General features: G+C 38.2%; 26 protein-coding genes and 1 tRNA gene. 16 read left to right on the forward strand and 11 right to left on the reverse strand.

The window, feature by feature from the left end:
• The 8 genes from HDT10_RS00575 to flgH all read right to left on the reverse strand — a co-directional run.
• On the reverse strand, nt 1-719 hold a 719-nt coding region (locus HDT10_RS00575; protein ID WP_290878850.1), incomplete at its 3' end, for a methylenetetrahydrofolate reductase.
• Nucleotides 720-843: 124 nt separating this feature from the next.
• Nucleotides 844-1,689, reverse strand: coding sequence for an RluA family pseudouridine synthase (locus HDT10_RS00580; RefSeq protein WP_290878852.1), 846 nt, complete (start codon nt 1,687-1,689; stop codon nt 844-846).
• A gap of 11 nt (nt 1,690-1,700) precedes the next feature.
• The gene (gene waaA, locus HDT10_RS00585; protein ID WP_290878854.1) at nt 1,701-2,954 is read right to left on the reverse strand and encodes a lipid IV(A) 3-deoxy-D-manno-octulosonic acid transferase; all 1,254 of its coding nucleotides are present in this window, start codon (nt 2,952-2,954) and stop codon (nt 1,701-1,703) included.
• Between the two features lie 6 nt (nt 2,955-2,960).
• On the reverse strand, nt 2,961-3,674 hold the full coding sequence (locus HDT10_RS00590) for a zinc ribbon domain-containing protein (RefSeq protein ID WP_290878856.1): 714 nt from the start codon (nt 3,672-3,674) through the stop codon (nt 2,961-2,963).
• Between the two features lie 24 nt (nt 3,675-3,698).
• Nucleotides 3,699-4,481, reverse strand: coding sequence for a Nif3-like dinuclear metal center hexameric protein (locus tag HDT10_RS00595; RefSeq protein WP_290878858.1), 783 nt, complete (start codon nt 4,479-4,481; stop codon nt 3,699-3,701).
• On the reverse strand, nt 4,462-5,346 hold the full coding sequence (gene glyQ, locus HDT10_RS00600; RefSeq protein WP_290878861.1) for a glycine--tRNA ligase subunit alpha: 885 nt from the start codon (nt 5,344-5,346) through the stop codon (nt 4,462-4,464). The genes HDT10_RS00595 and glyQ overlap by 20 nt, the downstream gene beginning before the upstream one ends.
• A gap of 9 nt (nt 5,347-5,355) precedes the next feature.
• Nucleotides 5,356-6,825 (reverse strand): threonine synthase, encoded by a 1,470-nt coding sequence (thrC, locus tag HDT10_RS00605; protein ID WP_290878864.1) that lies wholly within the window; start codon nt 6,823-6,825, stop codon nt 5,356-5,358.
• A gap of 55 nt (nt 6,826-6,880) precedes the next feature.
• Nucleotides 6,881-7,618: a flagellar basal body L-ring protein FlgH gene (flgH, locus tag HDT10_RS00610; protein ID WP_290878867.1), complete on the reverse strand. Its 738-nt coding sequence runs from the start codon at nt 7,616-7,618 to the stop codon at nt 6,881-6,883.
• 82 nt (nt 7,619-7,700) lie between these two features.
• Between flgH and HDT10_RS00615 the strand changes: the two genes are divergently transcribed.
• The 3 genes from HDT10_RS00615 to HDT10_RS00625 all read left to right on the forward strand — a co-directional run bounded on the left by HDT10_RS00615 (nt 7,701) and on the right by HDT10_RS00625 (nt 10,670).
• A complete protein-coding gene (locus tag HDT10_RS00615) occupies nt 7,701-8,150 on the forward strand; it encodes a GatB/YqeY domain-containing protein (RefSeq protein ID WP_290878869.1) in 450 nt (149 codons plus the stop codon).
• A 191-nt stretch (nt 8,151-8,341) separates the two neighbouring features.
• Nucleotides 8,342-9,931: an inorganic phosphate transporter gene (locus tag HDT10_RS00620; protein WP_290878871.1), complete on the forward strand. Its 1,590-nt coding sequence runs from the start codon at nt 8,342-8,344 to the stop codon at nt 9,929-9,931.
• A 16-nt stretch (nt 9,932-9,947) separates the two neighbouring features.
• Nucleotides 9,948-10,670 (forward strand): metallophosphoesterase family protein, encoded by a 723-nt coding sequence (locus HDT10_RS00625; RefSeq protein ID WP_290878873.1) that lies wholly within the window; start codon nt 9,948-9,950, stop codon nt 10,668-10,670.
• A gap of 28 nt (nt 10,671-10,698) precedes the next feature.
• Here the strand turns inward: HDT10_RS00625 and HDT10_RS00630 are convergent, their stop codons facing one another.
• Nucleotides 10,699-11,205: an ankyrin repeat domain-containing protein gene (locus HDT10_RS00630; RefSeq protein WP_290878876.1), complete on the reverse strand. Its 507-nt coding sequence runs from the start codon at nt 11,203-11,205 to the stop codon at nt 10,699-10,701.
• Nucleotides 11,206-11,480: 275 nt separating this feature from the next.
• Here HDT10_RS00630 and napA point away from each other — a divergent pair, with 275 nt between their 5' ends.
• The 9 genes from napA (at nt 11,481) to HDT10_RS00675 (ending at nt 19,132) form a co-directional block, all read left to right on the forward strand.
• Nucleotides 11,481-14,297 (forward strand): nitrate reductase catalytic subunit NapA, encoded by a 2,817-nt coding sequence (gene napA, locus HDT10_RS00635; protein WP_290878984.1) that lies wholly within the window; start codon nt 11,481-11,483, stop codon nt 14,295-14,297.
• A 1-nt stretch (nt 14,298) separates the two neighbouring features.
• Nucleotides 14,299-15,072 carry a ferredoxin-type protein NapG gene (gene napG, locus HDT10_RS00640; RefSeq protein ID WP_290878879.1) on the forward strand — a complete coding sequence of 258 codons (774 nt, stop codon included), beginning with the start codon at nt 14,299-14,301 and terminating at the stop codon, nt 15,070-15,072.
• On the forward strand, nt 15,072-15,878 hold the full coding sequence (gene napH, locus HDT10_RS00645) for a quinol dehydrogenase ferredoxin subunit NapH (RefSeq protein WP_290878881.1): 807 nt from the start codon (nt 15,072-15,074) through the stop codon (nt 15,876-15,878). Before napG ends, napH begins: the two co-directional genes overlap by 1 nt.
• On the forward strand, nt 15,875-16,399 hold the full coding sequence (locus HDT10_RS00650; RefSeq protein ID WP_290878883.1) for a nitrate reductase cytochrome c-type subunit: 525 nt from the start codon (nt 15,875-15,877) through the stop codon (nt 16,397-16,399). The genes napH and HDT10_RS00650 overlap by 4 nt, the downstream gene beginning before the upstream one ends.
• Nucleotides 16,399-16,953, forward strand: a complete 555-nt coding sequence (locus HDT10_RS00655) for a 4Fe-4S binding protein (protein WP_290878886.1) — start codon at nt 16,399-16,401, stop codon at nt 16,951-16,953. The genes HDT10_RS00650 and HDT10_RS00655 overlap by 1 nt, the downstream gene beginning before the upstream one ends.
• Nucleotides 16,954-16,962: 9 nt before the next feature.
• Nucleotides 16,963-17,970 (forward strand): nitrate reductase, encoded by a 1,008-nt coding sequence (locus HDT10_RS00660; RefSeq protein ID WP_290878888.1) that lies wholly within the window; start codon nt 16,963-16,965, stop codon nt 17,968-17,970.
• Nucleotides 17,971-17,972: 2 nt separating this feature from the next.
• On the forward strand, nt 17,973-18,365 hold the full coding sequence (locus tag HDT10_RS00665) for a chaperone NapD (protein ID WP_290878891.1): 393 nt from the start codon (nt 17,973-17,975) through the stop codon (nt 18,363-18,365).
• Between the two features lie 163 nt (nt 18,366-18,528).
• A tRNA-Leu gene (locus HDT10_RS00670) sits at nt 18,529-18,615 on the forward strand.
• Between the two features lie 76 nt (nt 18,616-18,691).
• Nucleotides 18,692-19,132 carry a GNAT family N-acetyltransferase gene (locus tag HDT10_RS00675; RefSeq protein WP_290878893.1) on the forward strand — a complete coding sequence of 147 codons (441 nt, stop codon included), beginning with the start codon at nt 18,692-18,694 and terminating at the stop codon, nt 19,130-19,132.
• Between the two features lie 42 nt (nt 19,133-19,174).
• Here HDT10_RS00675 and lnt read toward each other — a convergent pair whose 3' ends face one another.
• A complete protein-coding gene (lnt, locus tag HDT10_RS00680; RefSeq protein WP_290878895.1) occupies nt 19,175-20,443 on the reverse strand; it encodes an apolipoprotein N-acyltransferase in 1,269 nt (422 codons plus the stop codon).
• The gene (locus HDT10_RS00685; RefSeq protein WP_290878897.1) at nt 20,440-20,943 is read right to left on the reverse strand and encodes a YajQ family cyclic di-GMP-binding protein; all 504 of its coding nucleotides are present in this window, start codon (nt 20,941-20,943) and stop codon (nt 20,440-20,442) included. The genes lnt and HDT10_RS00685 overlap by 4 nt, the downstream gene beginning before the upstream one ends.
• 123 nt (nt 20,944-21,066) lie before the next feature.
• On the opposite strand from HDT10_RS00685, the gene HDT10_RS00690 reads away from it, so the two are divergent.
• Genes HDT10_RS00690 through HDT10_RS00705 form a run of 4 tightly spaced genes read left to right on the forward strand, consistent with a single transcriptional unit; the run spans nt 21,067 to nt 24,943 of the window.
• Nucleotides 21,067-21,603: a CvpA family protein gene (locus HDT10_RS00690; RefSeq protein WP_290878899.1), complete on the forward strand. Its 537-nt coding sequence runs from the start codon at nt 21,067-21,069 to the stop codon at nt 21,601-21,603.
• A 14-nt stretch (nt 21,604-21,617) separates the two neighbouring features.
• On the forward strand, nt 21,618-23,126 hold the full coding sequence (lysS, locus tag HDT10_RS00695; protein WP_290878901.1) for a lysine--tRNA ligase: 1,509 nt from the start codon (nt 21,618-21,620) through the stop codon (nt 23,124-23,126).
• Complete coding sequence (locus tag HDT10_RS00700; RefSeq protein ID WP_290878903.1) at nt 23,123-24,373, forward strand: serine hydroxymethyltransferase; 1,251 nt, start codon at nt 23,123-23,125, stop codon at nt 24,371-24,373. Before lysS ends, HDT10_RS00700 begins: the two co-directional genes overlap by 4 nt.
• A 24-nt stretch (nt 24,374-24,397) precedes the next feature.
• Entirely contained in the window at nt 24,398-24,943 is a 546-nt protein-coding gene (locus HDT10_RS00705; RefSeq protein ID WP_290878905.1) for a DUF1882 domain-containing protein, read from the forward strand.

Consider the following 24,943-nt stretch of genomic DNA (forward strand, 5'->3'; position numbering starts at 1 on the left):
AAGATGAGCACGCATTTTGTTTGGCATTGTGCATTGATTTGTTCGCACCATTCTAGCAACTCTTGCGCAATCTTTAAATCATAGATTGGTTGTGTGAAAAGAGCTTGCGCGCCATTTTGTATTTTTTCTTGCATTTTGTTATAGAGATTTTCTTTTTTGTTTGCATAAGAATTTAAGACGCAAAAGGGATAAATGGGCTTAGAATTTCCTTTGAGGATTTCACCATTGATGTCTTTTTGCTGGTTAAGTGCATAAATAATCTTAAGTAGCAAGAGACTATTTCCTTCAAAAACCCCTTTGGCTTGTGGCTGATTTCCGTGCCTTAAAGGGTCTCCCGTTAATGCCAAGACTAAACGCAAATCAAGACTATTCATTCCAAGAAGTTCGCTTTGCAAGGCAAGCGTATTTTTGTCTCGCATAGAAATTGTTGTAATGCTTGGGATTCCAAAGGTATTTTGGAGTTTTAAACTTGCTAGAATCGCACTATGCTTGAGCTTACCTAGAGGGGAATCCGTGCAGACAAATGCGTCTAGTTTGTCAAGTAAATGTCCTCTTTGGAGTTTGTCAAAGAAAGGTTCAAGGTCAAAACTATTAGGGGCAGAAAATTCATAAGTAAAGCAGGGATTCCCTGTTGCGAGTTTGTTGATGAATGCTTCTATTTGTGTGCTTTGTAGAGAACGATTCGTGCGTCCATTTTCTGATGTTTTGGGTGTTTCCATAAAGATTTCCATTGATAATAGTTGATAAATTTCAGAAAGGATTTTATCAAAAATTCATAAATACAAGTTGAATTTATAATTTATTTCATTTGGGAGATTCCAACTTATTCATTGCAATGAGAATTTATAGATTATCCTTAAAAATAAATTCTTTTGGTGGAGGACACATTAAATCGTATCCCAAAAGCGCAATGGATTGGGCGTGTAGCAAAATCCTAGAGCTTGGTTTCGCCCCATAGAGTGTATCGCCTACAATAGGGTGCTTAATGTGTGCTAAATGCACACGAATTTGATGTGTTTTGCCTGTTTTAATTTCTACTTCTAATTTTGTTTTTTTGCCTGAAATCTCTAGGGGACGGAGATGTGTAATAGCCGTTTGCCCCTCGCCATTTTTGCCAATGGTAACTTTAGCGAATCTGCCCTTTTTGATGAGCAGGGGCGCAGTGATTTCCTGTTCCTCTTCTATGATACCCTCTACAATGGCAACGTAATGCTTCTTGACTTGCATTTGCCTAAAAGCCTCTTTTGCTTTGAGATGAAATGCACTTTGGTCTTTTACTAATAATAAGATTCCGCTTGTTTCTTTATCTAACCTGTGAAGTAAAACCCATTCGGGATAAGATTTTGCAATTTCTTCACTTGTGAGAAATGCAGGTTTTGCAAGGGCTAAAATTTGCGAATCTCTGAAGATTTCAGTAATGCGACTTGGGGTTTGAATATGGAATTTTGTTTGCGGAGACAGAAGCGCGCGTGCGATTTGTAGTTTTTTGCCATTAATGCTAACTAATCCCCTATCAATAAGGCTTTTAGCTTCATTATGGGAGAGATTTTCTTGCAGGCTTAAGAGTTTATAGGCTTTTTGTGCGTTTTTTGGAATCCTAGATACTTCGTTTGTGTCATTGGAGGATTTGTTAGTATCAAAACGATGTTTGATTTTTTGGGATTTTTTTGGTGATGTTTGATGTTTCATTAAACCAATCCTTAATTTACGCGAATTGCTTGAATGATTTGTTCAAGATTTAGCTTTTTGGTAATTTTTGCATTTTTTAGAATCTCACGTTTTTGCAAGACTTGTGGCAGGTTTTGAATCTTGCATAAAGTATAGTTTTGTATGCTTGCAAAAAGTGCTTTTTGATTGAAAATATCCTCTCCGCTAATGAGTTTAGTGCGGAAAAATGCAGGCTCTATTGGATTGTGCCCCCCAATGTCCTTTAAGAAGCTCCCGCCCAAGATGACACCTTGCGCAATTTTGTAGAGATTATTAAGCTCTCCCAAAGAATCCAATAAAATAAAAGGTGCATTCAGGGCATTTTGCACTCCGACTTCGGAAGTTTTGACTAAACAAGGGAGGAAGTGAGAGGCTAAGATTTGATTTAATTGAGTTTCCACTTCTAAAAAACGTTCGGGGTGGCGAGGGGCAAATAAAAAACGTGGCATTAATTGCAAAGCCTCTTGCATAGAATCGTAATCCTCTAAAAACGCTTTTATAATGGCTTCTAAAATCAAGACTTCTTCGCTTTTGTGGTGTTTGTAGTGTGTGCTAGCAACCACCCACAAAGATTGCTTTGGACTAGTATAATGGGCATTAGTTTGTGGAATTTCAGCTAATTTGAGATTCCCTAGAATGCTAATGTTTTGAGCTCCTAATGCTGCAAGTCGTGCGGCATCAGAAGAAGTTTGACAGAAAATTTGCTCTATCAAGCTAAAAAGTCTGCAATAAAAGAAGCGAAATCTTTTATAACGTGGGAAGGAGTGTTGAGAGATTCTCGCATTAATGAGCAGAGTCTTAGCCCCTTTACTCTTGGCGCAAACTAAAGGCATAAGCCAAAGTTCGGCTTCCACTAATGTAAGGCTTGCAAGGGAGTGATTGTGTAGCCAAAAAGGAAGCAGGGTTTCAAAAGGCAAATAACGCACAATGCAATTTGGGTAAAGCTTGCAAGCAAGCTCGAAACCCGTTTGCGTTGTCGTTGTAAGTAAAATTCTCTCCTCATTGGAGAGCTGTTGCGCAAGAGAATCTATGACGCTTTGTAGGGATTTGACTTCTCCAAAGGAACAAGCGTGTAGCCAATGGAGTTTGAATCCCATAGCTTCTTGAGGCAGGGAGTTAGGGATAAAGAAACGTTTTTTGAGGGAGAAACGATATTTTGATTTGAAACTTAAAAAATAGAGAAAAGGCATAGCGCAAAAATGCGCCACCCAAAGCACAAGATAATAAATGCCGACAAAACATTTCATTCTAAACTATGAATTTTCTTCTTGGAAATAAAGGATTCTACCGCAGTGCGGGCATGTAATAATATCATCAGAGCGGATAACATCAGAGTAAATTTTGTCATTAATGCGAATAAAGCAACCCCCACAAGCTTGACGCGTAACAGGCACAACGCTTGTATTTTTTGCCCATTTGCGAATTTTTTCATAAAAGGAGATGATTTTTTGGTCCATTTTGCTCACAAGCTCTTCTTTTTGGGTAAAGACAACTTTTTGTTCTTCTTTGACTTTTTGGACTTCTACTTCTACTTTTTGTGCGACTTCTTTTTTCTCATCTTGCAAGGCATTAATTTTTTCTTTCAAGGAGTTAATGGAATCTTTTTTAGAATCTATCAGTGCGTTTAAGCGAGCAATTTCTTCATTAGCAAAAGTAATTTGCTCTTTGGCGAGTTCTTCTTCTAGGCTCAATGCTTTGCTTTCTTTTTCTGTTCTGATGAGTTTTGTTTTGTTGGAAATTTCTTCTAATTTTAACGATAAATCCTCCAAGTGATTTTCATTTTTTTGGATAGAAAGCGAAATGTCTCGCGCAGCACCCTCAAGCTCTTCTACTTCACGATTGAGAGAATCCTCTTCCTCTTCAATCCGATTGAGTTCCTTTTTGACTTCCTTGATACGAGGCTCAAAAGAATCAATTTCTTTATCAAGATTTGCAATTTCAATTAATTGGCTTAAATGCTTATTCATACATAGCTCCAAAGATTAAGATATTTAGACAAAATTAAAGGGATTTTGTGAATCTAAAATTATAGCTTTATAGCCTTGATTTGTCAAAAAAGGCAAGAGAATCTCACCGAAGTAATGTTCTAATTCGTAATGTCCGCAGTCAATGATATGGAGATTGCGCGCTATGGCTTCCATTGCTTCGTGATACTTCACATCACCTGTAATTAGGCAATCTACATTTTCAAGATGACGCACAAACCCCCCACCGCTTCCGGTAATGAGTGCAATGTTTTGACAATGTTGGTTAGGAGATGGAGTAATTTTGAGCTGCTTTAGGGCAAAACTTTCTTTAATATGCGCACAAAGGGATTCTAAAGTACCATTCCATTGGAAATGGACAACAAAATCGTTTTGTTCAAAGTCTGCAATTTTTAGAATCCTCTGCGCGACATATTTGCCCAAATGGGTTTTGTCAAAGTTCGTGTGCATAGCAATTAATTGGATATTTTTTGCCATTGCTATTTGCAGCAATTTCGCGGGATAATGTTCAAAAATTAGTGTTTTGAGCGGGCTAAAAATCAAAGGGTGGTGTGTAATGAGCAAGGAATCTTTCTCCATTTTCTCTAGGATTTTGCAAGTTACTTCTAGGCTTAGATAAATTGTTTTGAAATAGTGATTAGGTGAGCCTAGAAGCAAGCCTGAATTATCCCACGATTCTTGCAATTCAAAGGGGCTTAGAGTGTCTAAAAAGCTTAGAATCGTAGCAACTTTATGGTTTTGCGATTCCATATTAGAATCTTGTGAGGGTTTAGAGATTTTGTTTTGCATACTCTAATCGCTCTTGACGCATAGGTTCTTGCTCTTTATATAAGGTAGCGCAAGCTTTGGAGAGTTCGCGGATTTTTAAAATGTAATTTTGACGCTCCGTTGCGGAGATAGCTTTTCTAGCGTCTAGCACATTAAATAAATGGCTTGCAAGCATTGCGCAATCATAAGCTGGTAGAGGTAAGCCTGCCTTTAAGGCTTGGTGTCCTTCAGTTTGCATTTTGGCAAAAAATTCAAACAGCATTGCGGTATCGGCAACTTCAAAATTGTATTTTGAAAATTCATATTCTCCCTCTAAATGCACATCTGCATAGGTGTAATGCTCATTCCATTGGATAGCGAAAACATTTTCTACGCCTTGTAAATACATTGCCAATCTTTCTGTTCCATAAGTGATTTCAACTGCCACAGGGTCGCAAGGAATCCCTCCAACTTGTTGGAAATAAGTGAATTGCGTTACTTCCATACCATCTAGCCAAACTTCCCAACCCAAGCCCCAAGCCCCAAGTGTTGGAGATTCCCAATTATCTTCAACGAATCGGACATCGTGTTCTTTTAGATTTAGTCCCAAGTATTCTAAACTCTTTAAGTATAACTCTTGAATATTGCTTGGGCTAGGTTTAATTAAGACTTGAAATTGATAATAACTCCCTAAACGATTCGGATTTTCTCCATAGCGTCCGTCTGTTGGGCGGCGAGAAGGTGCAACATAAGCCACACTCCAGGGCTTGGAATCCAAACTTCTAAGCATTGTAGCGGGGTGAAAAGTGCCCGCACCCGCTGGAATATCATAAGGCTGGATAATGAGACAATTCTGCTCACGCCAAAATTGTTGCAGTTTTAAAAGTAAATCAGAAAAATACAGCATAAAGATTCCTTATAACCACTCTAAAATTTTTTGACCTAAATCTTCTTTATCAAAGACTTGATTATGAATTTCTGGCTGATTAAAGAGTGAGAAAATTTGCTTTGGAATCACGGTTTTGTAGGTTTTAGAGATTTGCTCTAACGCTTCTTTGTCTCCTAAATCTCCTAAACCAAGTGCTTTAGCCAAAGTAGGAGCAAATTTCGTCCATTCCGCAGTGGAGCAAAGCACGCAAGGGGTGTTAGGGAATTTGGCTTTGATTTCCTCAAAGGCTTTGAATCCGCAAGCCGTATGCGGGTCTAGGATATATCCTTTTTGTGCATAAGATTTGATGATATTAAGACAATAATCGTCATCGCAACTTGTCGCACTAAAATACATTTGAACCCAAGCAAGCTCTTCTTTGGTTAGGCTATATTGCTTTGTTTGTTCAAGGGATTCCATTAGCTCTCTTGTACGTTGTGCGTCAAACAAAGAAAATAGCACGCGCTCAATATTGGAGCTCTTTAAAATATCCATTGCGGGCGAGTAGGTTTTTTGCAAGGTTTTTTCGGAAATATCATAGACGCCTGTATTGATAAATTCTGTCAAAACATTGTTGGCATTAGAAGCAATCCAAATGCGCTCAATGGGGAATCCCATAAGTTTAGCATAAAATGCTCCTAAGGCATTACCGAAATTGCCACTTGGCACGATGATATGGATTTTGCGATGATGATTGATTTTAAAGATTTTCAAACTTGCGTAAGCGTGGTAGAGAATCTGGAATGCGATTCTACCGAAATTCACACTATTTGCCGCACTTAAGCAAATGTTTTTGGATTTTAAAATCGCATTGAATTTTGGGTCTTTCAAGAGGCTTTTTAGTAAGGCTTGCGCATCGTCAAAATCTCCCTTAATGCCAAAGACTTCAATATTATTCGCATTCATCGTTGTCATTTGCAGACGTTGGACATCACTTGTGCCACCTTCTGGATAAATACAAACGACTTTGATATGGGGTTTATTGGCAAAGCTTTGAAGTGTTGCAGGTCCTGTATCACCGCTTGTAGCGACTAAAATCAGATAATCTGTTTCTTTTTTGGATTCTCTTAAAAATCCACTAAACAAAGTGCCAAAAGGTTGTAATGCCATATCTTTAAAGGCACGCGTAGGTCCGCAATAAAGCTTTTGCACATTAAGATAAGGGTGGATAGAATAAAGAGGTGCGGGAGTTGTCGGGTCGTCAAAATTTTGGTAGAGTTTTAATGCTTCTTCTAATAGCTCTTTATGCACATTTAAACCCCACTGATGAAAAATCTCTTGGGCTAATTCCACATAATCTAGTTGGCTAAACTCTTTGATGGTATCATCATCAAATTTTGGCAGTTTTTTCGCTGCCCAAAGCCCCCCGAATGCTGCATTGGGATTTAAAACCACATCTTTAAAGGTTAAAGCAGTGTCCTGTCCCCCACGAGTGCCGATAAAATGTTGTGTATGCACGCAAATCCTTTCTAAATAAATTTGCGTATTTTATCAAAAGGAAGCCAAATTTTATTTAAAAGGGCCAAACAGATTCAATAAGTTTTGTTCCCCAACCTTTTTCTGTGCTTCTTTTTAATTCTCCTTGTGTGTCATACATAATTTTAGCGTCCGCAATATATTGGGATTCTATGGTGTTATTGCGCGCAATATCTGTGGGGCGCACGACACCGCTTAGATGAATGATTTGTTTTTCACCATTAATGAGCACTTCGCGACTTCCTTCAATGAAGTAATTTCCATTTTGCATTACTTTAATAATACGCGCTGCAATCGTTGTAGAGAAAGTTTCTTGACGATTCTGTGAGCCATTGCCTTGATAGGTTGAGGTGTTATTGCCACTCGTGATTCCAAATGCTGTAAGATTGCTTAATTTGCCTGTGAGTTTCGCAATGCTTTCGCTAGGACCTCCAAAGGTAATTCCCGGACCTGTGAGATTAGAGTTTGAAGTCTCGTTAAGATTCTTGTTTGCAGTAGAGCTTGCCTGCGCTGTTTGGTTAATAATGACGGTTACTAAATCATTGAGTTGCATTGCACGGCGGTCAGAAAAGAGCAGATTATCTCCTTGCCCAAAAATACTTCCGGGGTTGCCGAAGTTATCCTCATCTTCTTTGGGAGGTAGTTCTTCTACATAGGCTGGTGGGCGAAAAGAAATCTGTGGGTCTGTTGTCGCACAACCACTGAAATAAATCCCTAGTGCAAGAGGGGATACAAGGGCTAGCGTGGATTTTAGAAAGACACTTTTAAGTTTCATAGCATTTCCTTATGTCAATTTTAGGTATAATCCTAAATTTTTATAGAGCTAAGCAAAGCTCATTCCAAAATAAAGGATTATGATGTCAAGTGCTATCAAAGAGAGAATCTTAAATGATATTAAGAGTGCGATGAAAGAGAATCACAAGGAAAAGCGGGACGCGTTAAGAATGTTGAGCAGTGCGTTAAAGCAAATTGAAGTAGATGAACGCAAAGTGTTAGAAGATGAAGATGTTATTGCGATTCTTAAAAAAGCCTATAAACAACGTTCTGAAGCGGCAGAAGCCTACAAAAAAGCTGGACGAGAAGACCTCTATCAAAAAGAAGATTTTGAAATGCAAGTGATTATGGAATATTTGCCAAAACAATTAAATGACGAAGATTTAAAGAGCGCGCTAGAAAAAATCTTGAGCGAATTAGGGACAAAATCCAAAAAGGATATGGGGAAAATTATGGGAGTAGCAAGTAAAGCATTGGGAGATGTCGCAAATGGCAAACGTATCAGTGAGGCACTTAAAAATATGTTGGAATAGAATCGCAAGATAAAAATCATTTATTAGGAAGTGAGCAATTTGTATTCTTTATAGAATCTTAAATTGACACTAAATCATTAATGCGATTCCAACGCGGCATAAAATTAAAGTTTAGAAATTGAATGTAAAGTTGATTTTTCTAGTTTTTTTGATAAAATATAAATAAATCTTAAAAAAAGAGGGAGAGATTGATGGAGAATTTGTTGCAACCCGATAGAGGGTTTAAGATAAACAAAGAGAATTTACAAAAAGCAAGCGTTATCTTTTTGTTCGTGCTTGTGATTATTATAATGGTTGCTTTTGCAGAAAGTGTTACAAATCCGATTTTATTAGGCTTTGCAGCAATCGTTGGTGGCTATATGGCACTGAATATTGGTGCAAATGATGTGGCAAACAATATGGGTCCTGCCGTGGGTTCTAAAGCCTTGACGATGACGGGGGCAATCATTATTGCAGCAGTATGTGAGATTTTAGGGGCATTGGTTGCTGGAGGGGAAGTTGTGAGCACTGTGAGTTCAGGGATTATTTCTGTTGATGCGATTGGAGACCCCAAGCAGTTTGTTACTTTAATGCTTGCCGCCTTAGTTTCTGGTGCAATTTGGCTCAATATTGCAACCGTGATTGGTGCGCCTGTTTCTACAACGCACGCAATTGTAGGTGGGATTTTAGGTTCTGGAATCGCAGCGGGTGGATTTGGAGTAGCAAATTGGAGTGAATTAGGTGGAATCGTTGGAAGTTGGGTAATTTCGCCTGTTATGGGTGGAATCATTGCTGCGATTTTGTTATTTTTCATCAAGCATACTATTACTTATAAGAAGAACAAAAAAATATCAGCAGAAAACATCGTGCCTTACTTGATTGCTTTTATGACTTGGGCATTTAGTTTGTATTTGATTAACAAGGGCTTAAGACACATTATCACACTAGATAGCAAAATCGCATTTGGGCTTAGTTTAGCGATTGCGATTGTCGTGCTATTTGTTGTCAAGCCTATCATCAAAAAGGCTTTAGAAAAACTAGAAAACAAAAAAGAAGAAATCAATAAGCTCTTTACGATTCCATTGATTTTTGCGGTGGCACTTTTGAGTTTTGCACACGGTGCAAATGATGTGGCAAATGCTGTGGGACCTTTAGCAGCAATCAATAATTCCTTGAAAGTCGCTTTTGAATTTGGCAATATGAATGTGCCCTTTTGGATTATGCTCATTGGTGGGCTTGGAATCTCTATCGGGCTTGCGCTTTTTGGGCCAAGATTGATTCGCACAGTAGGGGGTGAGATTACAGAATTAGACCAAATGCGCGCTTATTGTATCGCAATGAGTGCTGCTCTAACGGTGCTTATCGCAAGCGAATTAGGAATGCCTGTAAGCTCTACGCACATTGCGATTGGTGCAATTTTTGGTGTGGGATTTTTGCGCGAGCATTTGAAGAGACAATACAAAGAAATGGAATTAAAGATTTTAGAATCTCGCAAGGGAGAGGATAGCGAAAAAGTCAAGGAGTTTTTGGATAAATTTCGTAATGCGTCTATCCGAAGAAAACGAGCGATTCTAAAAAGCATTGACAATAAAAAGGCAAAAAAGAAATCTAAAGTGCAGAAAAATATCAATATTCCAGAATTGAAAAAGAAAGAGCAAGAAGGGCTTAAAAAAGCCTATCAAGAGGAGCTTGTCAAACGTTCTGCAATTAATAAAATTATCGCTGCGTGGGTTATTACCGTGCCTGTATCTGCAATTTTTAGTGCGATTTGTTATTTTATTCTTTCTGCGATTGGATTTTAATTCATAGTTTGCAGAGATGGGAAGTTTGAGAGTAGGGGCAAAGGAGATTGATAGTTCGCAGCCTGTCTATGTGATTGGTGATGTGCATGGTTGCTTTGATACTTTATGTTTATTGATTGAGAAATTGCCGCAGAAATGGGAATCGCAAGTTATTTTGACGGGGGATTTGATTGATAGGGGGGATAAAAGTTGTGAAGTGATTGATTTAGCAATCTCAAAGGGCTTTGCTTGTGTGCTTGGGAATCACGAAGAGATAATGTTGGAATACTATCATAGGATTCCAAGCAGTGGTAGGGGAAGCGTGTGGATTAGCAATGGCGGCTATGAAACAATGGAGAGCTATCGGAGATATGGTGGTTTGCACAAGATTCACGAGCATTTAGAATGGCTTGCAGAGCTGCCGCGATTCTTGGAAGTTGATTTGTGCGATGAACACGGAAACCGCTTATTTGTTACGCACGGGTTTGGATTACCTTATTATAAAACGCGCAAGAAAGATTCCCAAGCAATCACTTGGAGCAGGCTTAGAATGCACAACATACAAAAAGAGGCAAAAAAGCAATATGGAGTCTTCAATGTTTTTGGACACGATGTGCAAAAAGAAGTCTTGATTGCAGAGAATTTTGCTGCAATTGACACAGGTTGTGTTTATCATAAAAGCAAGCCAAACGCAAGATTGAGTGCGTTTGAATGGCCCAGCAAACGCGTGTTTGAACAAGTTTTTGTTTCTAGCCATTGAGACAAGTTTCTGTGTAGAGCGCAAGCCTTTAGAATCTTGCGTAATGGTGAGGTAATTTAAAATGCAAATTTCCTTTCATTAAATACAAAATCATCAATGAGATTCTCTTAGATAAACTAGTATCAGAGTATTTTAGCAGCAGTTCTACAATCTGCCATTTTCCAGATAGAATCGCAAGTGTATAAAAAGCAATGCCTAAATCATTATGAATATTGGGATTCGCACCATAATCTAGTAGAAGTTTTACCATTTTCGGATTGCCTGTGTAATAAGCTTGCATTAGAGGTGTTATTCCTTTGGTATCGCACATATCTACGAATGCTCCTTTTTGTAAAAGCATTCTTGCGCAAGCCAAAGAATTGTGAAGCACAGCTAACATTAAAAGAGTCTGTCCCTCATATGTTTTGAAATTCACATTGAGCCCAGATTGGAGCATTGTTTTGAGATTTTTGCATTCATCTTTTTTTATAAAGTGAAGTGCCATTTGGTATAATGTGTGAAATTTTTGTTCCTCTTGAATCAATAGTGTTTGCATAGAATCTCCTAGTGCGTAAGATGAATATAGAAATAATAAAAATTTATTATTTAACGCAGAATTGTAATCTCTAAAAACAAACAAAAAATAAATCTTTAATAAACAAAAGATAAATGATTTCTAAAAATTTCTCCAGCTTAATTTGAAATATTTTAGTGAAATGGGTTAAAATAAAAGGCGATAAAGCCCTAAAATACGAAATATAAAAAAGTATATATTGATTTAAATCAATTCTTAGATTTTGCAAAATGGCTATAATCTTTTTGCATTCAAAAATGCTAAAAATCAAGCTTAAGGAGGCTTTTGTGGCATACAATAGACGCGAATTTTTGAAAACAGCGGCAGCAGCAAGTGCTGCAAGCGCAGTTGGAATCGCATTACCAAGCAATGCTCTAGCAGCAGCGAAAGAGGCAGAGGGCGGTTGGAAATGGGATAAATCAGTTTGTAGATTCTGTGGAACAGGCTGTGGAATTATGGTAGCAACTAAAGATGAACAAATTGTTGCAATCAAAGGAGACCCAGCAGCTCCTGTTAATCGTGGGCTCAATTGTATCAAAGGATATTTTAACGCCAAAATTATGTATGGTGCAGACCGACTCACTCAACCACTCTTGCGTGTTAATGGCAAGGGAGAGTTTGATAAAAAAGGGCGATTTCAGCCTGTGAGCTGGCAAAAAGCTTTTGATGTAATGGAAGAACAATTCAAAAAGGCATACAATGAGTTAGGACCAACAGGAATTGGTGTCTTTGGTTCTGGACAATACACTGTGCAAGAGGGCTATGCGGCTGTGAAGCTTATTAAAGGTGGATTTAGAAGCAATAACATTGACCCTAATGCACGTCATTGTATGGCAAGTGCTGTGGTTGGCTTTATGGAGACTTTTGGGATTGATGAGCCTGCGGGTTGCTATGATGATATTGAGCTAACAGATACGATTGTTACTTGGGGTGCGAATATGGCAGAAATGCACCCGATTCTTTGGGCAAGGGTTACAGATAGAAAACTTACGAATCCTAATAAAGTTAAAGTGATTAATTTAAGCCCTTATTCTAACAGAACTTCGGATTTGGCAGATATTGAGATTATCTTCGCTCCTCATACAGATTTAGCAATTTGGAACTACATTGCCCACGAGATTGTTTATAATAATCCAAAGGCGATTGATTGGAATTTTGTTAATAAAAATTGTATTTTTACAACTGGTTTTGTGGATATTGGATATGGTATGCGTGAAAATATCAAACACGCAAAATATGCAGCAGCAGAGCTAGATGTTGCAGCAAAACAAAAATCCAAAGTCATTAGTGAAGCTGAAGGCGTAACTCTTGCATACCTTGGTATGAAAGCAGGCGATGTGATGGAGAACAAACACGTTGCAGCAGCGGGGAATCATTGGGAAATTTCTTTTGAGGAATTTAAAAAAGCCCTAGAGCCCTATACACTTGATTTTGTTGCAAAAATTGCAAAAGGCGATGCAAATGAAAGCTTAGATTCCTTTAAGTCTAAACTCAAACAACTTGCAGAATATTATATTGAAAAGAATCGCAAAATCGTTAGTTTTTGGACAATGGGAATGAATCAGCACACAAGGGGAACTTGGGTGAATGAACAAAGCTATATGGTGCATATGTTGCTTGGCAAACAAGCAAAACCGGGCAGTGGAGCATTTTCTCTTACAGGACAGCCTAGTGCGTGTGGAACAGCAAGAGAGGTGGGGACATTCTCACACAGATTGCCTGCGGATATGGTAGTGGCGAATCCTAAACATAGAGAAATGACAGAAAAAATTTGGAAACTTCCAGAGGGCACACTTAATCCGCAGCCGGGAGCGACTTTTATGCAGATTATGCGTAATTTAGAAGATGGCAAGATTAAATGGATATGGGTGCATGTGAATAACCCATGGCAAAATACTGCCAATGCGAACCATTGGATTAAAGCCGCGAGAGAAATGGATAATTTCATCGTTGTTTCTGATGCGTATCCCGGAATCAGTGCAAAAGTAGCGGATTTGATTCTCCCTGTGGCAATGATTTATGAAAAATGGGGTGCTTATGGTAACGCAGAGCGCAGAACACAACATTGGAAACAACAAGTGCTTCCACAAGGCGAGGCAATGAGTGATACTTGGCAGATGATAGAATTTTCCAAACGATTCAAACTTAAAGAAGTTTGGGGCGATAAAAAAATCAACGACAAACTAACACTTCCAAATGTGTTAGAAAAAGCGAAAGCTATGGGATATAGCGAGGATTCTACACTCTATGATGTGCTTTATGCTAATGCCGAGGCATTGAAATTCAAAACAACAGACAAAGTGCTAAAAGATACAATCAACTCTGAAGTCTTTGGCGACAAACGCGAGGTTGTAGGAAGTGATGGTGAGGTATTTAAAGGATATGGATTCTTTATGCAAAAATATCTTTGGGAAGAATATCGTAAGTTTGGTGTAGGACACGCTCACGATTTAGCAGACTTTGATACTTACCATAGAGTGCGAGGGCTAAGATGGCCTGTTGTAGATGGTAAAGAAACTCAATGGCGTTTTAATGCAAAATATGACTATTATGCAAGAAAAGCCAATAATGGTGAATTTGCGTTTTATGGTGGTTTGGGCAAAGAATTGCCACGTGGTGATTTGGCAATGCCTAAAACACAAGAGAAATTCTCTCTCAAAAACAAAGCAAAAATTTTCTTCCGTCCTTATATGGATCCACCCGAAATGCCAAGCGCAGAATATCCATTCTGGTTGAGCACAGGACGCGTGTTAGAGCACTGGCATAGTGGAACGATGACAATGCGTGTGCCTGAACTCTATCGTGCTGTTCCTGAAGCTCTTGTGTATATGCATCCTGAAGATGGCAAAAAGCTTGGTGTGCAACAAAATGATACAGTTTGGGTAGAATCAAGACGTGGCAAAGTCAAAGCAAGAGTAGATATGCGTGGGCGCAACAGACCACCGCTTGGACTTGTGTATGTTCCTTGGTTTGATGAGAAAGTCTATATCAATAAAGTTTGTTTAGACGCAACTTGTCCGATTTCTGGGCAGACCGACTTTAAAAAATGCGCGGTAAAAATCTATAAGGCATAAAATGCATTCAAATACGAATCGGCGTAAATTCCTACTAAGTAGCGCACAGGCAGTTGCACTTGCGGGGCTTGGTGGCTTAGTTTGGGGTGCGTTTCTGCAAGAGAGTAGAGCGAATCCTATGATTTTAAGACCGCCGGGGGCTTTGAGTGAAAAGGAATTTTTGCAACATTGTATCAAATGTGGTTTATGTGTAGAGGCTTGCCCTTTTGACACATTAAAGCTTGCTGGTGCTGGAAGTGGGAAGCCAATGGGCACGCCTTACTTTGAGCCGCGCAAGATTCCATGTGAGATGTGTGAGGAGATTCCTTGCGTGCCTATATGCCCTACAAATGCGTTAGATTCTAAACTCGTTTCTAACGAAAAAGGTTTGGATATTAATCTTGCGAAAATGGGTGTAGCTATTGTGGATAAAGAGCATTGTGTTGCTTATTGGGGGATTCAGTGCGATGCGTGCTATCGTGCTTGTCCGCTTTTGGGTGAGGCAATTAAGCTAGAGTTAAAACGCAATGAGCGCACAGGCAAACATTCCTATCTTTTACCTGTGGTAGAGAGTGAAGTTTGCACAGGTTGTGGGAAATGCGAAAAGGCTTGCGTTACAGAAAAAGCCGCTATTATTGTATTACCCCGAGAAATTGCTCTTGGTAAAGTTGGAACAAACTATATCAAGGGTTGGGAAGCAGAAGACGAAATGCGCTTGCAAGAAGTTAAGAAAAGAACCCAAAAGCGAGATTCTGATTCTAAAGTGCAAGATTATCTAAATAGCGGAGATTTGTGATGAAAAAATACCACTATTTATTAACGCGTAGAATCGTTCAAATTGGGTTATTAGTCTTGTATGTCTTGGGCAATTATACAAGTTTTAAGATTCTGCAAGGCAATCTTAGCTCTTCGCTCGTGTTTGGCGTGATTCCATTAAGCGACCCTTATGCGTTGCTTCAGCTCTTTTTTGCTGGAGGAGTTTTAGCCGCCAATGCTATCATTGGTGCGCTGATAATTTTAGCATTGTATGGGGTGCTTTTGGGAAGAATGTATTGTTCTTTTGTTTGTCCGATGAATCTTGTAACAGATTTCGCTTCTTTTTTACGCCGTATTTTTGGTTTAGATGCACTTGGGAATTTGATTTATTTTAAAAATTCCTTGCGTTATGTGCTTCTAGCTTTAAGTTTGTTGTTGAGTTTAGTCTTTGGAATCGCAGCATTTGAAGCAATTAGCCCGATTTCTATGTTACATCGTGGAATTATTTTTGGTGCTGGATTTGGATTTTTATCTGTTGTTGTAGTGTTTTTGCTAGATTTATTCGTAGCAAAACACGCATTTTGTGGGTATATTTGCCCTTTAGGAGCGTTTTATTCCCTCATTAGTCGCTTTGCGATTCTAAAAGTCAAATATGATTTAGAATCTTGTACGCATTGCTTAGAGTGCAAAAAAATCTGTCCTCAAAAACAGGTTTTGGGAATCATTGGTAAAAAAAGTGGTGTGATAAAAAGCGGTGAATGCACGCGTTGTGGGCGTTGTATTGAGGTTTGTGCGGATAATGCGTTAGCATTTAACCTTTTGGATTTTATGAAGGAGAAAAGATGAGTTTTAATAAAGTTATGGTAGTTGTGAGTGCAGCAGTAGCTGGATTCATTTTTTTAGGATGTCAAAGTAGCGGTTATAGCGAAAACGAAATAGGTTTGCGTCAGAGCACATTGTTTAGTGAGAATGTGCAAATGACAAAGTTTGATTACGATGGTAAGGCAGCAGGAGAATCCGAATTGATTGATAGAGCGTTTGAAAATGCTCCACCAATGATTTCCCACTCCGTAGATGATATGCTACCCATTACAAAAGAAAACAACGCTTGTACTTCTTGCCATTTGCCTGAAGTTGCAGGAGCAGTTAATGCAACACCTATGCCAAAATCACACTTTTATAGTTTTCGTCGCAAAGTGGATTTAAAGGGTCAAATGGACGAGAATCGCTTTAATTGCGTAGCTTGTCATGCAACACAAGTTGATGTAGCACCTTTGGTTGTGAATAAATTTTCACCAGATTTTCGTCAAGAAAATGGTAGCGCGAAATCTAACTTGATTGATGTTGTCAATGAAGGCGTGAATTAATGGGTAATCGCAGGGAGTTTCTACAAACCTTGTTGAAACCAAAGTCAAAGGGCTTTATGCCCTTGCCTCCCTATAATTTGAATCGTTCTCTTTTTTCTAAATTTTGTATGGAATGTATCACAAGAGCGCAAACGCAAAATCTACAAGCTCCTTGTGTGCAAGCCTGTGATGAGATTTATAAACAAGAGAATAAAAGCGGAATCTTAAAAGTTTGCGATAATAAAGTGTATGTAGAGTTTGGGGAGGGGGGTTGTAAATTCTGTGGGGAATGTGCTAAAGCCTGTCCTAATGATGTATTAGAGGAGCAGCTTGTTAATGCGCAGAATCCTCATTGGAATTTTGTTGTTCAAATTGATAAAATTGCTTGTTTAGCGTATCAAAAGACTTTGTGTTGCACTTGTAAAGATGTTTGCCATAGTGTGCTAGGAAGAGACAATGCAATTACCTTTGTCGGCTTATTTTATCCCGAGATTCAAAGTCGTTGCATTGGCTGTGGAGAATGCACTTATGTGTGTCCTACAAAAGCCATTGTATTAGAATCTTGTGAGGATTAAAGGAAGTTTATGCTTAAGAGAATAATAAAAAGAATATGGATTGTGGCGGTGTTGCCGCTGATTGTCTTTAGTCAAGAAGTAGAATCTAGCAATATAGAAAAAGTGCTACTGCCACAAAGAATCATTACATTAGAAAACAATATTGTTGTTACAAATTTAGTAAAAGATTCTTTGCTTATTGGCACGGATTTCGGAGAAGTTTTGGAATGGAAGTGGGGCGAAAAATCCCCTAAATTACTCATTAAACTTCCTGATATTGCGAGCTTTTATGCGGAATCTTATGCACCTAAAGTGTATAGTGTGGATCAATGGGGCGAAAAGATATTAATCCATAGCGAGGGAGATTATGGCGCAAAGACTCTTTTTTTGTTCTCTTATGGGAAACTTGAGGCATTGCCAAATACAGAATCTTTGAATATTAAAAAGGCAGCCTTTGTTGATGAGGATAAGATTTTTCTAGGACTTACGAGCAATGAAATCGTGCTGTATGACTTAAAAAAGAAGCAGATTCTATATCGTAAGCAACTTTCCGAAGCTTCCTTTTCGGATTTTGCCTTAGATAATGGAAATTATGTCGTAGCGTGTGAGTCTGGAATTTTATACTTTGGTGCGATTAATGACGGAAATGTGCTAGTAGAGCTAGAGGGAGAGAACAAAGATAATGTCTATCAGGTTAAGAGCGCACGCGTGGGGGAGATGATGACTTTTATCACTGCTGGACAAGATAGAAATATGGGCTTATATCAATTAGATTTGCCAACCAATAAGAGCACTTCCTATGGAATCAAGGCGGATTTTTTGGTTTATAGTGTGGGAATGAGTGGGGATTCTACATTGGGGGCTTATATGCAAAATGAACAAAGTGAAATTATCGTTTTTGAAATTGCTAGCAAGACAAAAATCGCCCGATTGAAAGGGCACAAAAGTTTATTGAATAATATTATTTTTTATCATCAGACACAAATCATCAGTAGTGAGGATGGGAAAAACATTTTGATTTGGAATCTTAAGGAGTAAAAATGCAAGAAGATTTTAATGTGTCAAGTCTCGTAGTCTTGTGCGCACCGCAAAACATAGAATCCCTATGGGAGAAAATCAATAAAATTGAGGGGGCAGAGTGCCATTATAGAGACGAGAGTGGCAAGATTATCGTTACATTGGAATCCCGAAGTATAGAGGAAGAGATTAGATTATTGAAATCCATTGAGAGCATAGAGGGTGTATTATCAGCACAGATGATTTATGCGTATCATAGCACAGAACTAGAAGCAATGAGGAACGAAATACAAAAGCAAGACAGAATCCCAAAGGTGCTACAAGATGAGCAAGCAAATGCGAATGAAATTGCTTATAGTGGAGATGTGCAAGGCGCATTAGATGAGATTTTGGGTAAAGAAAAGTCAAAAAATTAATTCCTTAATTATTAGGAATTTAAGCGCAGATTTTTACAGATTCTTTAATCGCAAGTAAAGCAATCGTTATCTTAAGTCTCGCCTTTAGCTTTAAATTCTATTGGCTCACATTATTTAAGCTAAAATTTTGTTAGGGTTTTATATAATCCTGCGCTTCAAATGTGCCGGGGTGGTGAAATTGGTAGACGCGCCAGACTCAAAATCTGGTGGGGGCAACCCCGTGTCGGTTCGATTCCGACCCTCGGCACCATTGCTTGTTTTAACTTTCAAATAAATTTTTAAACCCTTAAATCAGTTTTGATATTTAGAATCAAAAGGAATCTAAAATGATGTCATTGATAGTAAAAAAGTTTGAAGAATTGACATTAGAAGAGCTGTATGAGATTCTTAAAGTGCGTGTAGAAGTGTTTGTCGTAGAGCAAAAATGTGCTTATCAAGAGATAGATGAAAAAGACAAGCAGAGCTTGCATTTGTATTTCAAAGATGAGAATCAAATCCAAGCTTATTTGCGTGTAGTGCCAGCAGGAATTTCCTATGAAGAAGTTTCACTTGGGCGCGTGATTGCATTAAAAAGAAATTGTGGTTTAGGCGCAGCGATTCTAAAGGAGGGCATAAGAATCGCCAAAGAAAGATTACAGGCTCATACCATAAGGATTGGCGCGCAGGTTTATGCGAAAGGCTTTTATGAGAAATTTGGTTTCCGACAAGTTTCATCGGAGTATTTAGAAGACGGGATTTTGCATATCCAAATGTTGCTTGAGCTATAATTTGCTTAAGGCTCACAAAACACTCTTGTGCATTTTAAGCCTCTAGGGCTCTAATGTGAAGTCCTCTGAAGCATTGCTAGAATGGTAGATAGTCGTGCCATAATTTTTGGCAAAATAGAGCATTAAAAGCTTTTGTAATGTCGGTTCAATGCTTGGAGAAAACCACGCATTATTGCTAATGGCGATGAGGTTTTTGGGGGAATCTTGATAAAATTCCTCACGCGTTGCTTCATAGCAAATCGCAATAGAGAAAGGCTCTTTGCCAATGAGTGCGGAATTTGGCTTTTTAAATTCTTCAAAGTCAAAATCACTTGTGCCTTCAAAAATAATTTGATTAATCCATTTTGCAAGAAAACGAGGCAAGGGAATCTTCTCCCCAAATGGCACTAAAATCAGCTTATGAAAGACTTGCATTTCTCCATTATAAAACAAATAAGCACTATTAAAAATATGTTGGTCGTCTTGATAAATACCTCCTGTGAGAATCGCAATTTCTTGACTTGCGATTTTTAGAGATTCTATGAGGCTTGGATAGAGGTTTAATGCAAGAGGGAAAGCAGTTTCGGGTAGAATCACCAAGTCATATTTTTGCGCCCTTGCCTCTGCGATTTGTTGGTAGTTTTGTGTGATGATTTGGTTTAAATGCGCAGAATCCCAACGTAGATTTTGTGGAATGTCAAGGCTTAAAGTTTTGATTTTGAGTTTGGAAGTATCTTGTGATTCTACTTTAGCAGGATTAGAATGTCCTGTTTGGTTGGGCAGAATCAATAAAGAGCAAAACAGCATAAGCCAAATTCCGCTTGTTTTGTAGAGTTTTTTATCTAACATTAGACTAAAGATGAGGACACTCATTAAAAGCAAAAAGAATATGAATTTAGAGGGAAAAAAGTAGCTTTTGGTTAGCATAGATTCTAAAATCAGCCAATTAAAGCCAAAAGGATGGACAAAAGAGGAGAGTGTGAGGGTGGCAATACGATAAATTGGGTTTTTGAAAAAACAAAAGAGATAAAAAAGCCCACCATAGACGAGAGAAAATACAATCCAAACTAACGGAATCAAAAAGGCTATATCATAGAATCTAAAGCTAAATCCCACCCAATAAAACCATAAAATCCCAATCCACGCACCACAGATAAACGCTCCCAAACGTGAGAGCCTGAAATATAAAAAGATTCCAAAGAGGGCACAAAGGGAAGAAAAAATTGGCACATTGGAATCTCTTAAAAAATGCTCTAAGTAAATAAATGCACTAAAACATAAGGCGCATAAAGCACCTAGCAAGGAAGCATAAAGTTTTGGATTTGCTCTCACACGAAATTTCCAAAGTGAAGAGAAACTTCCAATTCTATCTTGCGTAAATGCGCAATGACTTTTTGTAGCTCATCAATGTCCTTTGCCTTAACGCGAATCTCATTGCCTAAAGTCTGCGTGCTAACTTTGAATTTTTCATTTTTGATTGCTGCATTAAGCGTCTTTATGGTTTTGTCATCTAATACATCATTTAATTTGTAGATAACTTTTGTGTTGCCTCCACTTGCGGATTCTGTGCTTTGTTCTTTCAATACTTTCAAGGAAAGATTGCGTTTGATGAGTTTAGAATCCAAAACATCTTTGATTGCCTTTGCCTTATTGGTGCTTGTTGCTAAGATTGTCAAGGACTTGTCTTTTTCGTTGAAATTCAACTCCTTTGCCTTGTCGTCTTTGAAATCAAAACGATTTTCAATTTCTTTTTTTGCTTGCTCTAATGCGTTTTTAAACTCTTGAATCTCTACTTTTGCCGAAATATCAAAACTATGTTCTTTTGCCGCCATTGCGATTCCTTTTGCAAAAAATTTATTTAAAATTATTAAAATTTATTTTAACATAAAATGTTTTTAGGTTTCTTTTGTGTAAAATACGCATTTTTATTGAAGTTTTTGTTTATAAGGCAAAGAATGGAAAATCTTAATTGGTTTGATTTAGTCTTGGGTGCTTTGATTTTGATTTTGGCGATTCGGGGTGTTATTAACGGCTTTGTGCGTGAGTTTTTTAGTTTTGTTGGGATTGTCGGTGGTGTGTATGGTGCTTCAGTCTATGGAAGCCGTGCGGGGGAATGGATTAGCGCGAATGTTTATGCCTTTCAGAATCCTTCGGCTGTTTCATTGATTGGATTTTTGGTTTTATTGGCATTGATTTGGGGACTTGCATTAATCTTGGCGGAAGTCGTGCAAAGATTGGTTCATTTAAGTGCGTTAGGGGGATTGAATCGTCTTTTGGGATTCTGTTTTGGCGCATTAAAGATTTTTATGATTTTTGCGATTCTTATTGCTACGCTCGTGAATATCCAATTTGCGAAAAGTATCATTGAAAAATACACACAAGATAGCTATCTTTATCCAATGTTGCGTGATACAGGAGCGGCAATCATTAAACTAGATGTTGTGCAAAGCAATGCTCCAAAAATGGAAGAATTACAAAAAAATATATTCTAAATCAAAGGAAGAAAATGTTTGAAAACGATGCTTATGTGTTAGGTAGAATCACAAAAGCCAATACATTACGCGAAATGGGCATTAATCCTTATGGCAATGGGACACCCAAAGAATCCTCCACACAGGAATTTTTACAAACTTACGAATCCCTTAAGCAATTACCAGAGGGGGAACAAAAAGACGAAAACAAATCTGCACAAGTTGCAGGACGCATTAAGTTTATTAGGCTTATGGGCAAAGCAGCATTTATCAAGATTGAAGATGTCAGCGGAATCTTGCAAGTGTATTTGTCCAAAAATGAATTAGGCGATTGCTTTGATGTGTTTAAAAAATATGTAGAAGTGGGCGATATTGTAATGGCAAAAGGATTTCCTTTCGTAACAAAAACAGGAGAATTGAGTCTGCACGCCTTAGAATTTAAGCTCTTGACTAAAGCTATCAGCCCCCTACCAGAGAAATATCACGGATTGGTGGATATTGAATTGCGTTATCGTCAAAGATATTTAGATTTGATTATGAATAAAGAGGTGCGGGATAACTTCGTGTTGCGTTCCAAAATCGTTTCAAATGTCAGAAAGTTTTTTGAACAAAAGGGATTCTTGGAAGTTGAAACACCAATGATGCACCCAATTCCCGGTGGCGCAAATGCGAAACCTTTTGTTACCTATCATAATGCCTTAAATGTAGAGCGGTATTTGAGAATCGCACCAGAATTGTATCTTAAACGTTTGATTGTCGGGGGATTTGAGGCGATTTTTGAAATCAATCGTAATTTTCGTAATGAGGGAATGGACCATTCCCATAATCCAGAATTTACAATGATTGAATTTTATTGGGCATATAAAGATTATAAGGATTTGATTAAAATTACCCAAGAATTGTTTATCTATTTGTTGGAATCCTTGAATCTACCTAAGGTCTTGTCTTTTAATGATAAAGAAATTCATTTTGATAATTTTAAAGAAATCACTTATATTGATGCGTTAGTAGAAATTGGTGGGATTCCACGCGAAGTCGTCAAGGATACAGAGAAATTATATCGCTATCTAATAGAATATGGTGTAAAATTAGAATCCAAAATGGAATTAGGCAAATTACAGAGCGAAGCTTTTGATGCTTTTGTGGAGGAGAAATTGATTCACCCGACTTTCATCACAGATTTTCCAATTGCCATTAGCCCGCTTGCGAGACGCAATGATAAGAATCCTGAAATTGCCGACCGCTTTGAATTGTTTATCGGAGGAAGCGAAATTGCCAATGGTTTTAGTGAGTTAAACGACCCATTAGACCAACTAGAACGTTTTAAGGAGCAGGTGAAAGCCAAAGAAGCAGGAGACGAAGAGGCGCAATATATGGACGAGGATTATATCACAGCACTTTCTTATGGTATGCCGCCGACTGCAGGGGAGGGGATTGGGATTGACCGCTTGGTGATGCTATTAACAGGGAATGCAATCATTAAAGATGTGATTTTGTTTCCTGCATTAAAGCCACAAAAATTACAAAAAAAGGACGAAAAATGAGCTATATTTTAGAAGATAATGATCCTGAAGTCTTGAGTCTAATTAACCGAGAATTAGAGCGTCAAAACACGCATTTAGAGATGATTGCGAGTGAGAATTTTACCTTTCCAAGTGTAATGGAAGCAATGGGAAGCGTGCTAACCAATAAATATGCCGAAGGTTATCCCTATAAGCGATATTATGGAGGCTGTGAATTTGTGGATAAAATTGAGGAATTAGCCATTAATCGCGCCAAGAAGCTTTTTGGTTGTTCTTTTGTGAATGTCCAACCTCACGCAGGCTCTCAAGCAAATTGTGCAGTTTATACCGCACTTTTAAAGCCTTATGATAAAATTTTGGGTATGGATTTAAGTCATGGGGGGCATTTAACACACGGGGCAAAAGTTAGCATTACGGGGCAAATGTATCAAAGTTTTTCTTATGGGGTGGAGATTGATGGGAGAATCAATTATGATAAAGTTGCCGAGATTGCAAAGATTGTCAAGCCTAATATGATAGTTTGTGGCTTTAGTGCGTATTCAAGAGAGTTAGATTTCGCGCGTTTTAGGGAAATTGCCGATAGTGTGGGCGCGATTTTGATGGCGGATATTGCTCATATAGCGGGGCTTGTTGTCGCAGGAGAATATCCTAATCCTTTTCCTTATGCAGATGTGGTAACCACGACAACACATAAAACTTTGCGCGGACCGCGTGGAGGGTTGATTCTGACTAATAATGAAGAATATGCCAAAAAGATTGATAAGGCAGTGTTTCCCGGAATGCAAGGCGGACCTTTGATGCATGTCATTGCTGGGAAAGCAGTAGGATTTGGCGAAAATCTCAAGCCCTCTTGGAAAGATTATGCAAGACAAGTCAAATCAAATGCAAAAGTCTTGGCGAAAGTTCTAATGGAAAGAAATTTTAAGGTTGTGAGTGATGGAACGGATAATCATTTGATTTTATTATCTCTACTTGATAAAGAATATAGTGGAAAAGATGCGGATTTGGCATTGGGAAACGCTGGAATCACAGTCAATAAAAACACCGTTCCGGGCGAAACGCGTAGTCCATTTGTAACGAGCGGTGTGCGTATTGGTTCGCCGGCATTAACCGCAAGAGGATTTAAGGAGGCAGAATTTGAAATTGTGGCAAATAAAATCGCAGATGTGTTAGATGATATAACAAATACACAAAAACAAGAAAAAATCAAGTGTGAATTAAAAGAAATTGCGCTAAAATTTCCTATTTATAATAAGGCGATTTTCTAAAGATTAAAGATAAGGGAGCAAGCAATGGTATCAGATATGGATTTAAAACTTATCAAAATGATTACTTCGCATTACTGGCTAAAGTCGCCGGGAATCGGAGAAAAAATTCAGCAAAGTGGCAGAATCTTTTATGACAAGTTCAAAAAAGTTGAAGAGCCCATTACGCGTAATTTACTTCAAAGTCATTTCAAAAAAGAAATTATCATTGCACATTCTTTAATTAATGCACACGATAAAGTTGAAAATATTGTTTTTGACTATAATGGATTTAATGCAGAACGTTTTTGGCATCGTGCGCAGTTGCTTTTGCGTGAAGAGGGCTTTATTAACTTTACTGCATACGAAACTAAAACACCCGGACATTTACACTTATATGTGCATAAAGGACATACGACTTTCCAAGAAGCATGTCAAATATCTAAAATGCTTGGTGCGAAGCTTGCACAAAAAATGCCAACAGAATGGAAAATGTTTCCATCGCTTGATATACCTAAAAGCTTTAATATCTTGATTGTACCTTATAATGTTTATAAAAAAGAACGTGGTGCTTCATGGTCTAGGCATATGTAA

The sequence above is a fragment of the Helicobacter sp. genome (genome assembly GCF_014799995.1).
Lineage (GTDB): Bacteria > Campylobacterota > Campylobacteria > Campylobacterales > Helicobacteraceae > Helicobacter_D.

Excerpts from the sequence above, each read along its gene's own strand:
- napH (WP_290878881.1), top strand. The coding sequence starts at position 15,072 with ATGAAAAAATACCACTATTTATTAACGCGTAGAATCGTTCAAATTGGG.
- glyQ (WP_290878861.1), bottom strand. The coding sequence starts at position 5,346 with ATGCTGTATTTTTCTGATTTACTTTTAAAACTGCAACAATTTTGGCGT.
- HDT10_RS00675 (WP_290878893.1), top strand. The coding sequence starts at position 18,692 with ATGATGTCATTGATAGTAAAAAAGTTTGAAGAATTGACATTAGAAGAG.
- HDT10_RS00665 (WP_290878891.1), top strand. The coding sequence starts at position 17,973 with ATGCAAGAAGATTTTAATGTGTCAAGTCTCGTAGTCTTGTGCGCACCG.
- HDT10_RS00595 (WP_290878858.1), bottom strand. The coding sequence starts at position 4,481 with ATGCAAAACAAAATCTCTAAACCCTCACAAGATTCTAATATGGAATCG.
- lysS (WP_290878901.1), top strand. The coding sequence starts at position 21,618 with ATGTTTGAAAACGATGCTTATGTGTTAGGTAGAATCACAAAAGCCAAT.
- HDT10_RS00615 (WP_290878869.1), top strand. The coding sequence starts at position 7,701 with ATGTCAAGTGCTATCAAAGAGAGAATCTTAAATGATATTAAGAGTGCG.
- HDT10_RS00660 (WP_290878888.1), top strand. The coding sequence starts at position 16,963 with ATGCTTAAGAGAATAATAAAAAGAATATGGATTGTGGCGGTGTTGCCG.
- HDT10_RS00655 (WP_290878886.1), top strand. The coding sequence starts at position 16,399 with ATGGGTAATCGCAGGGAGTTTCTACAAACCTTGTTGAAACCAAAGTCA.
- HDT10_RS00590 (WP_290878856.1), bottom strand. The coding sequence starts at position 3,674 with ATGAATAAGCATTTAAGCCAATTAATTGAAATTGCAAATCTTGATAAA.
- HDT10_RS00690 (WP_290878899.1), top strand. The coding sequence starts at position 21,067 with ATGGAAAATCTTAATTGGTTTGATTTAGTCTTGGGTGCTTTGATTTTG.
- HDT10_RS00685 (WP_290878897.1), bottom strand. The coding sequence starts at position 20,943 with ATGGCGGCAAAAGAACATAGTTTTGATATTTCGGCAAAAGTAGAGATT.
- napG (WP_290878879.1), top strand. The coding sequence starts at position 14,299 with ATGCATTCAAATACGAATCGGCGTAAATTCCTACTAAGTAGCGCACAG.
- HDT10_RS00630 (WP_290878876.1), bottom strand. The coding sequence starts at position 11,205 with ATGCAAACACTATTGATTCAAGAGGAACAAAAATTTCACACATTATAC.
- waaA (WP_290878854.1), bottom strand. The coding sequence starts at position 2,954 with ATGAAATGTTTTGTCGGCATTTATTATCTTGTGCTTTGGGTGGCGCAT.
- HDT10_RS00650 (WP_290878883.1), top strand. The coding sequence starts at position 15,875 with ATGAGTTTTAATAAAGTTATGGTAGTTGTGAGTGCAGCAGTAGCTGGA.
- HDT10_RS00580 (WP_290878852.1), bottom strand. The coding sequence starts at position 1,689 with ATGAAACATCAAACATCACCAAAAAAATCCCAAAAAATCAAACATCGT.
- HDT10_RS00625 (WP_290878873.1), top strand. The coding sequence starts at position 9,948 with ATGGGAAGTTTGAGAGTAGGGGCAAAGGAGATTGATAGTTCGCAGCCT.
- HDT10_RS00620 (WP_290878871.1), top strand. The coding sequence starts at position 8,342 with ATGGAGAATTTGTTGCAACCCGATAGAGGGTTTAAGATAAACAAAGAG.
- napA (WP_290878984.1), top strand. The coding sequence starts at position 11,481 with ATGCTAAAAATCAAGCTTAAGGAGGCTTTTGTGGCATACAATAGACGC.
- HDT10_RS00700 (WP_290878903.1), top strand. The coding sequence starts at position 23,123 with ATGAGCTATATTTTAGAAGATAATGATCCTGAAGTCTTGAGTCTAATT.
- flgH (WP_290878867.1), bottom strand. The coding sequence starts at position 7,618 with ATGAAACTTAAAAGTGTCTTTCTAAAATCCACGCTAGCCCTTGTATCC.
- HDT10_RS00705 (WP_290878905.1), top strand. The coding sequence starts at position 24,398 with ATGGTATCAGATATGGATTTAAAACTTATCAAAATGATTACTTCGCAT.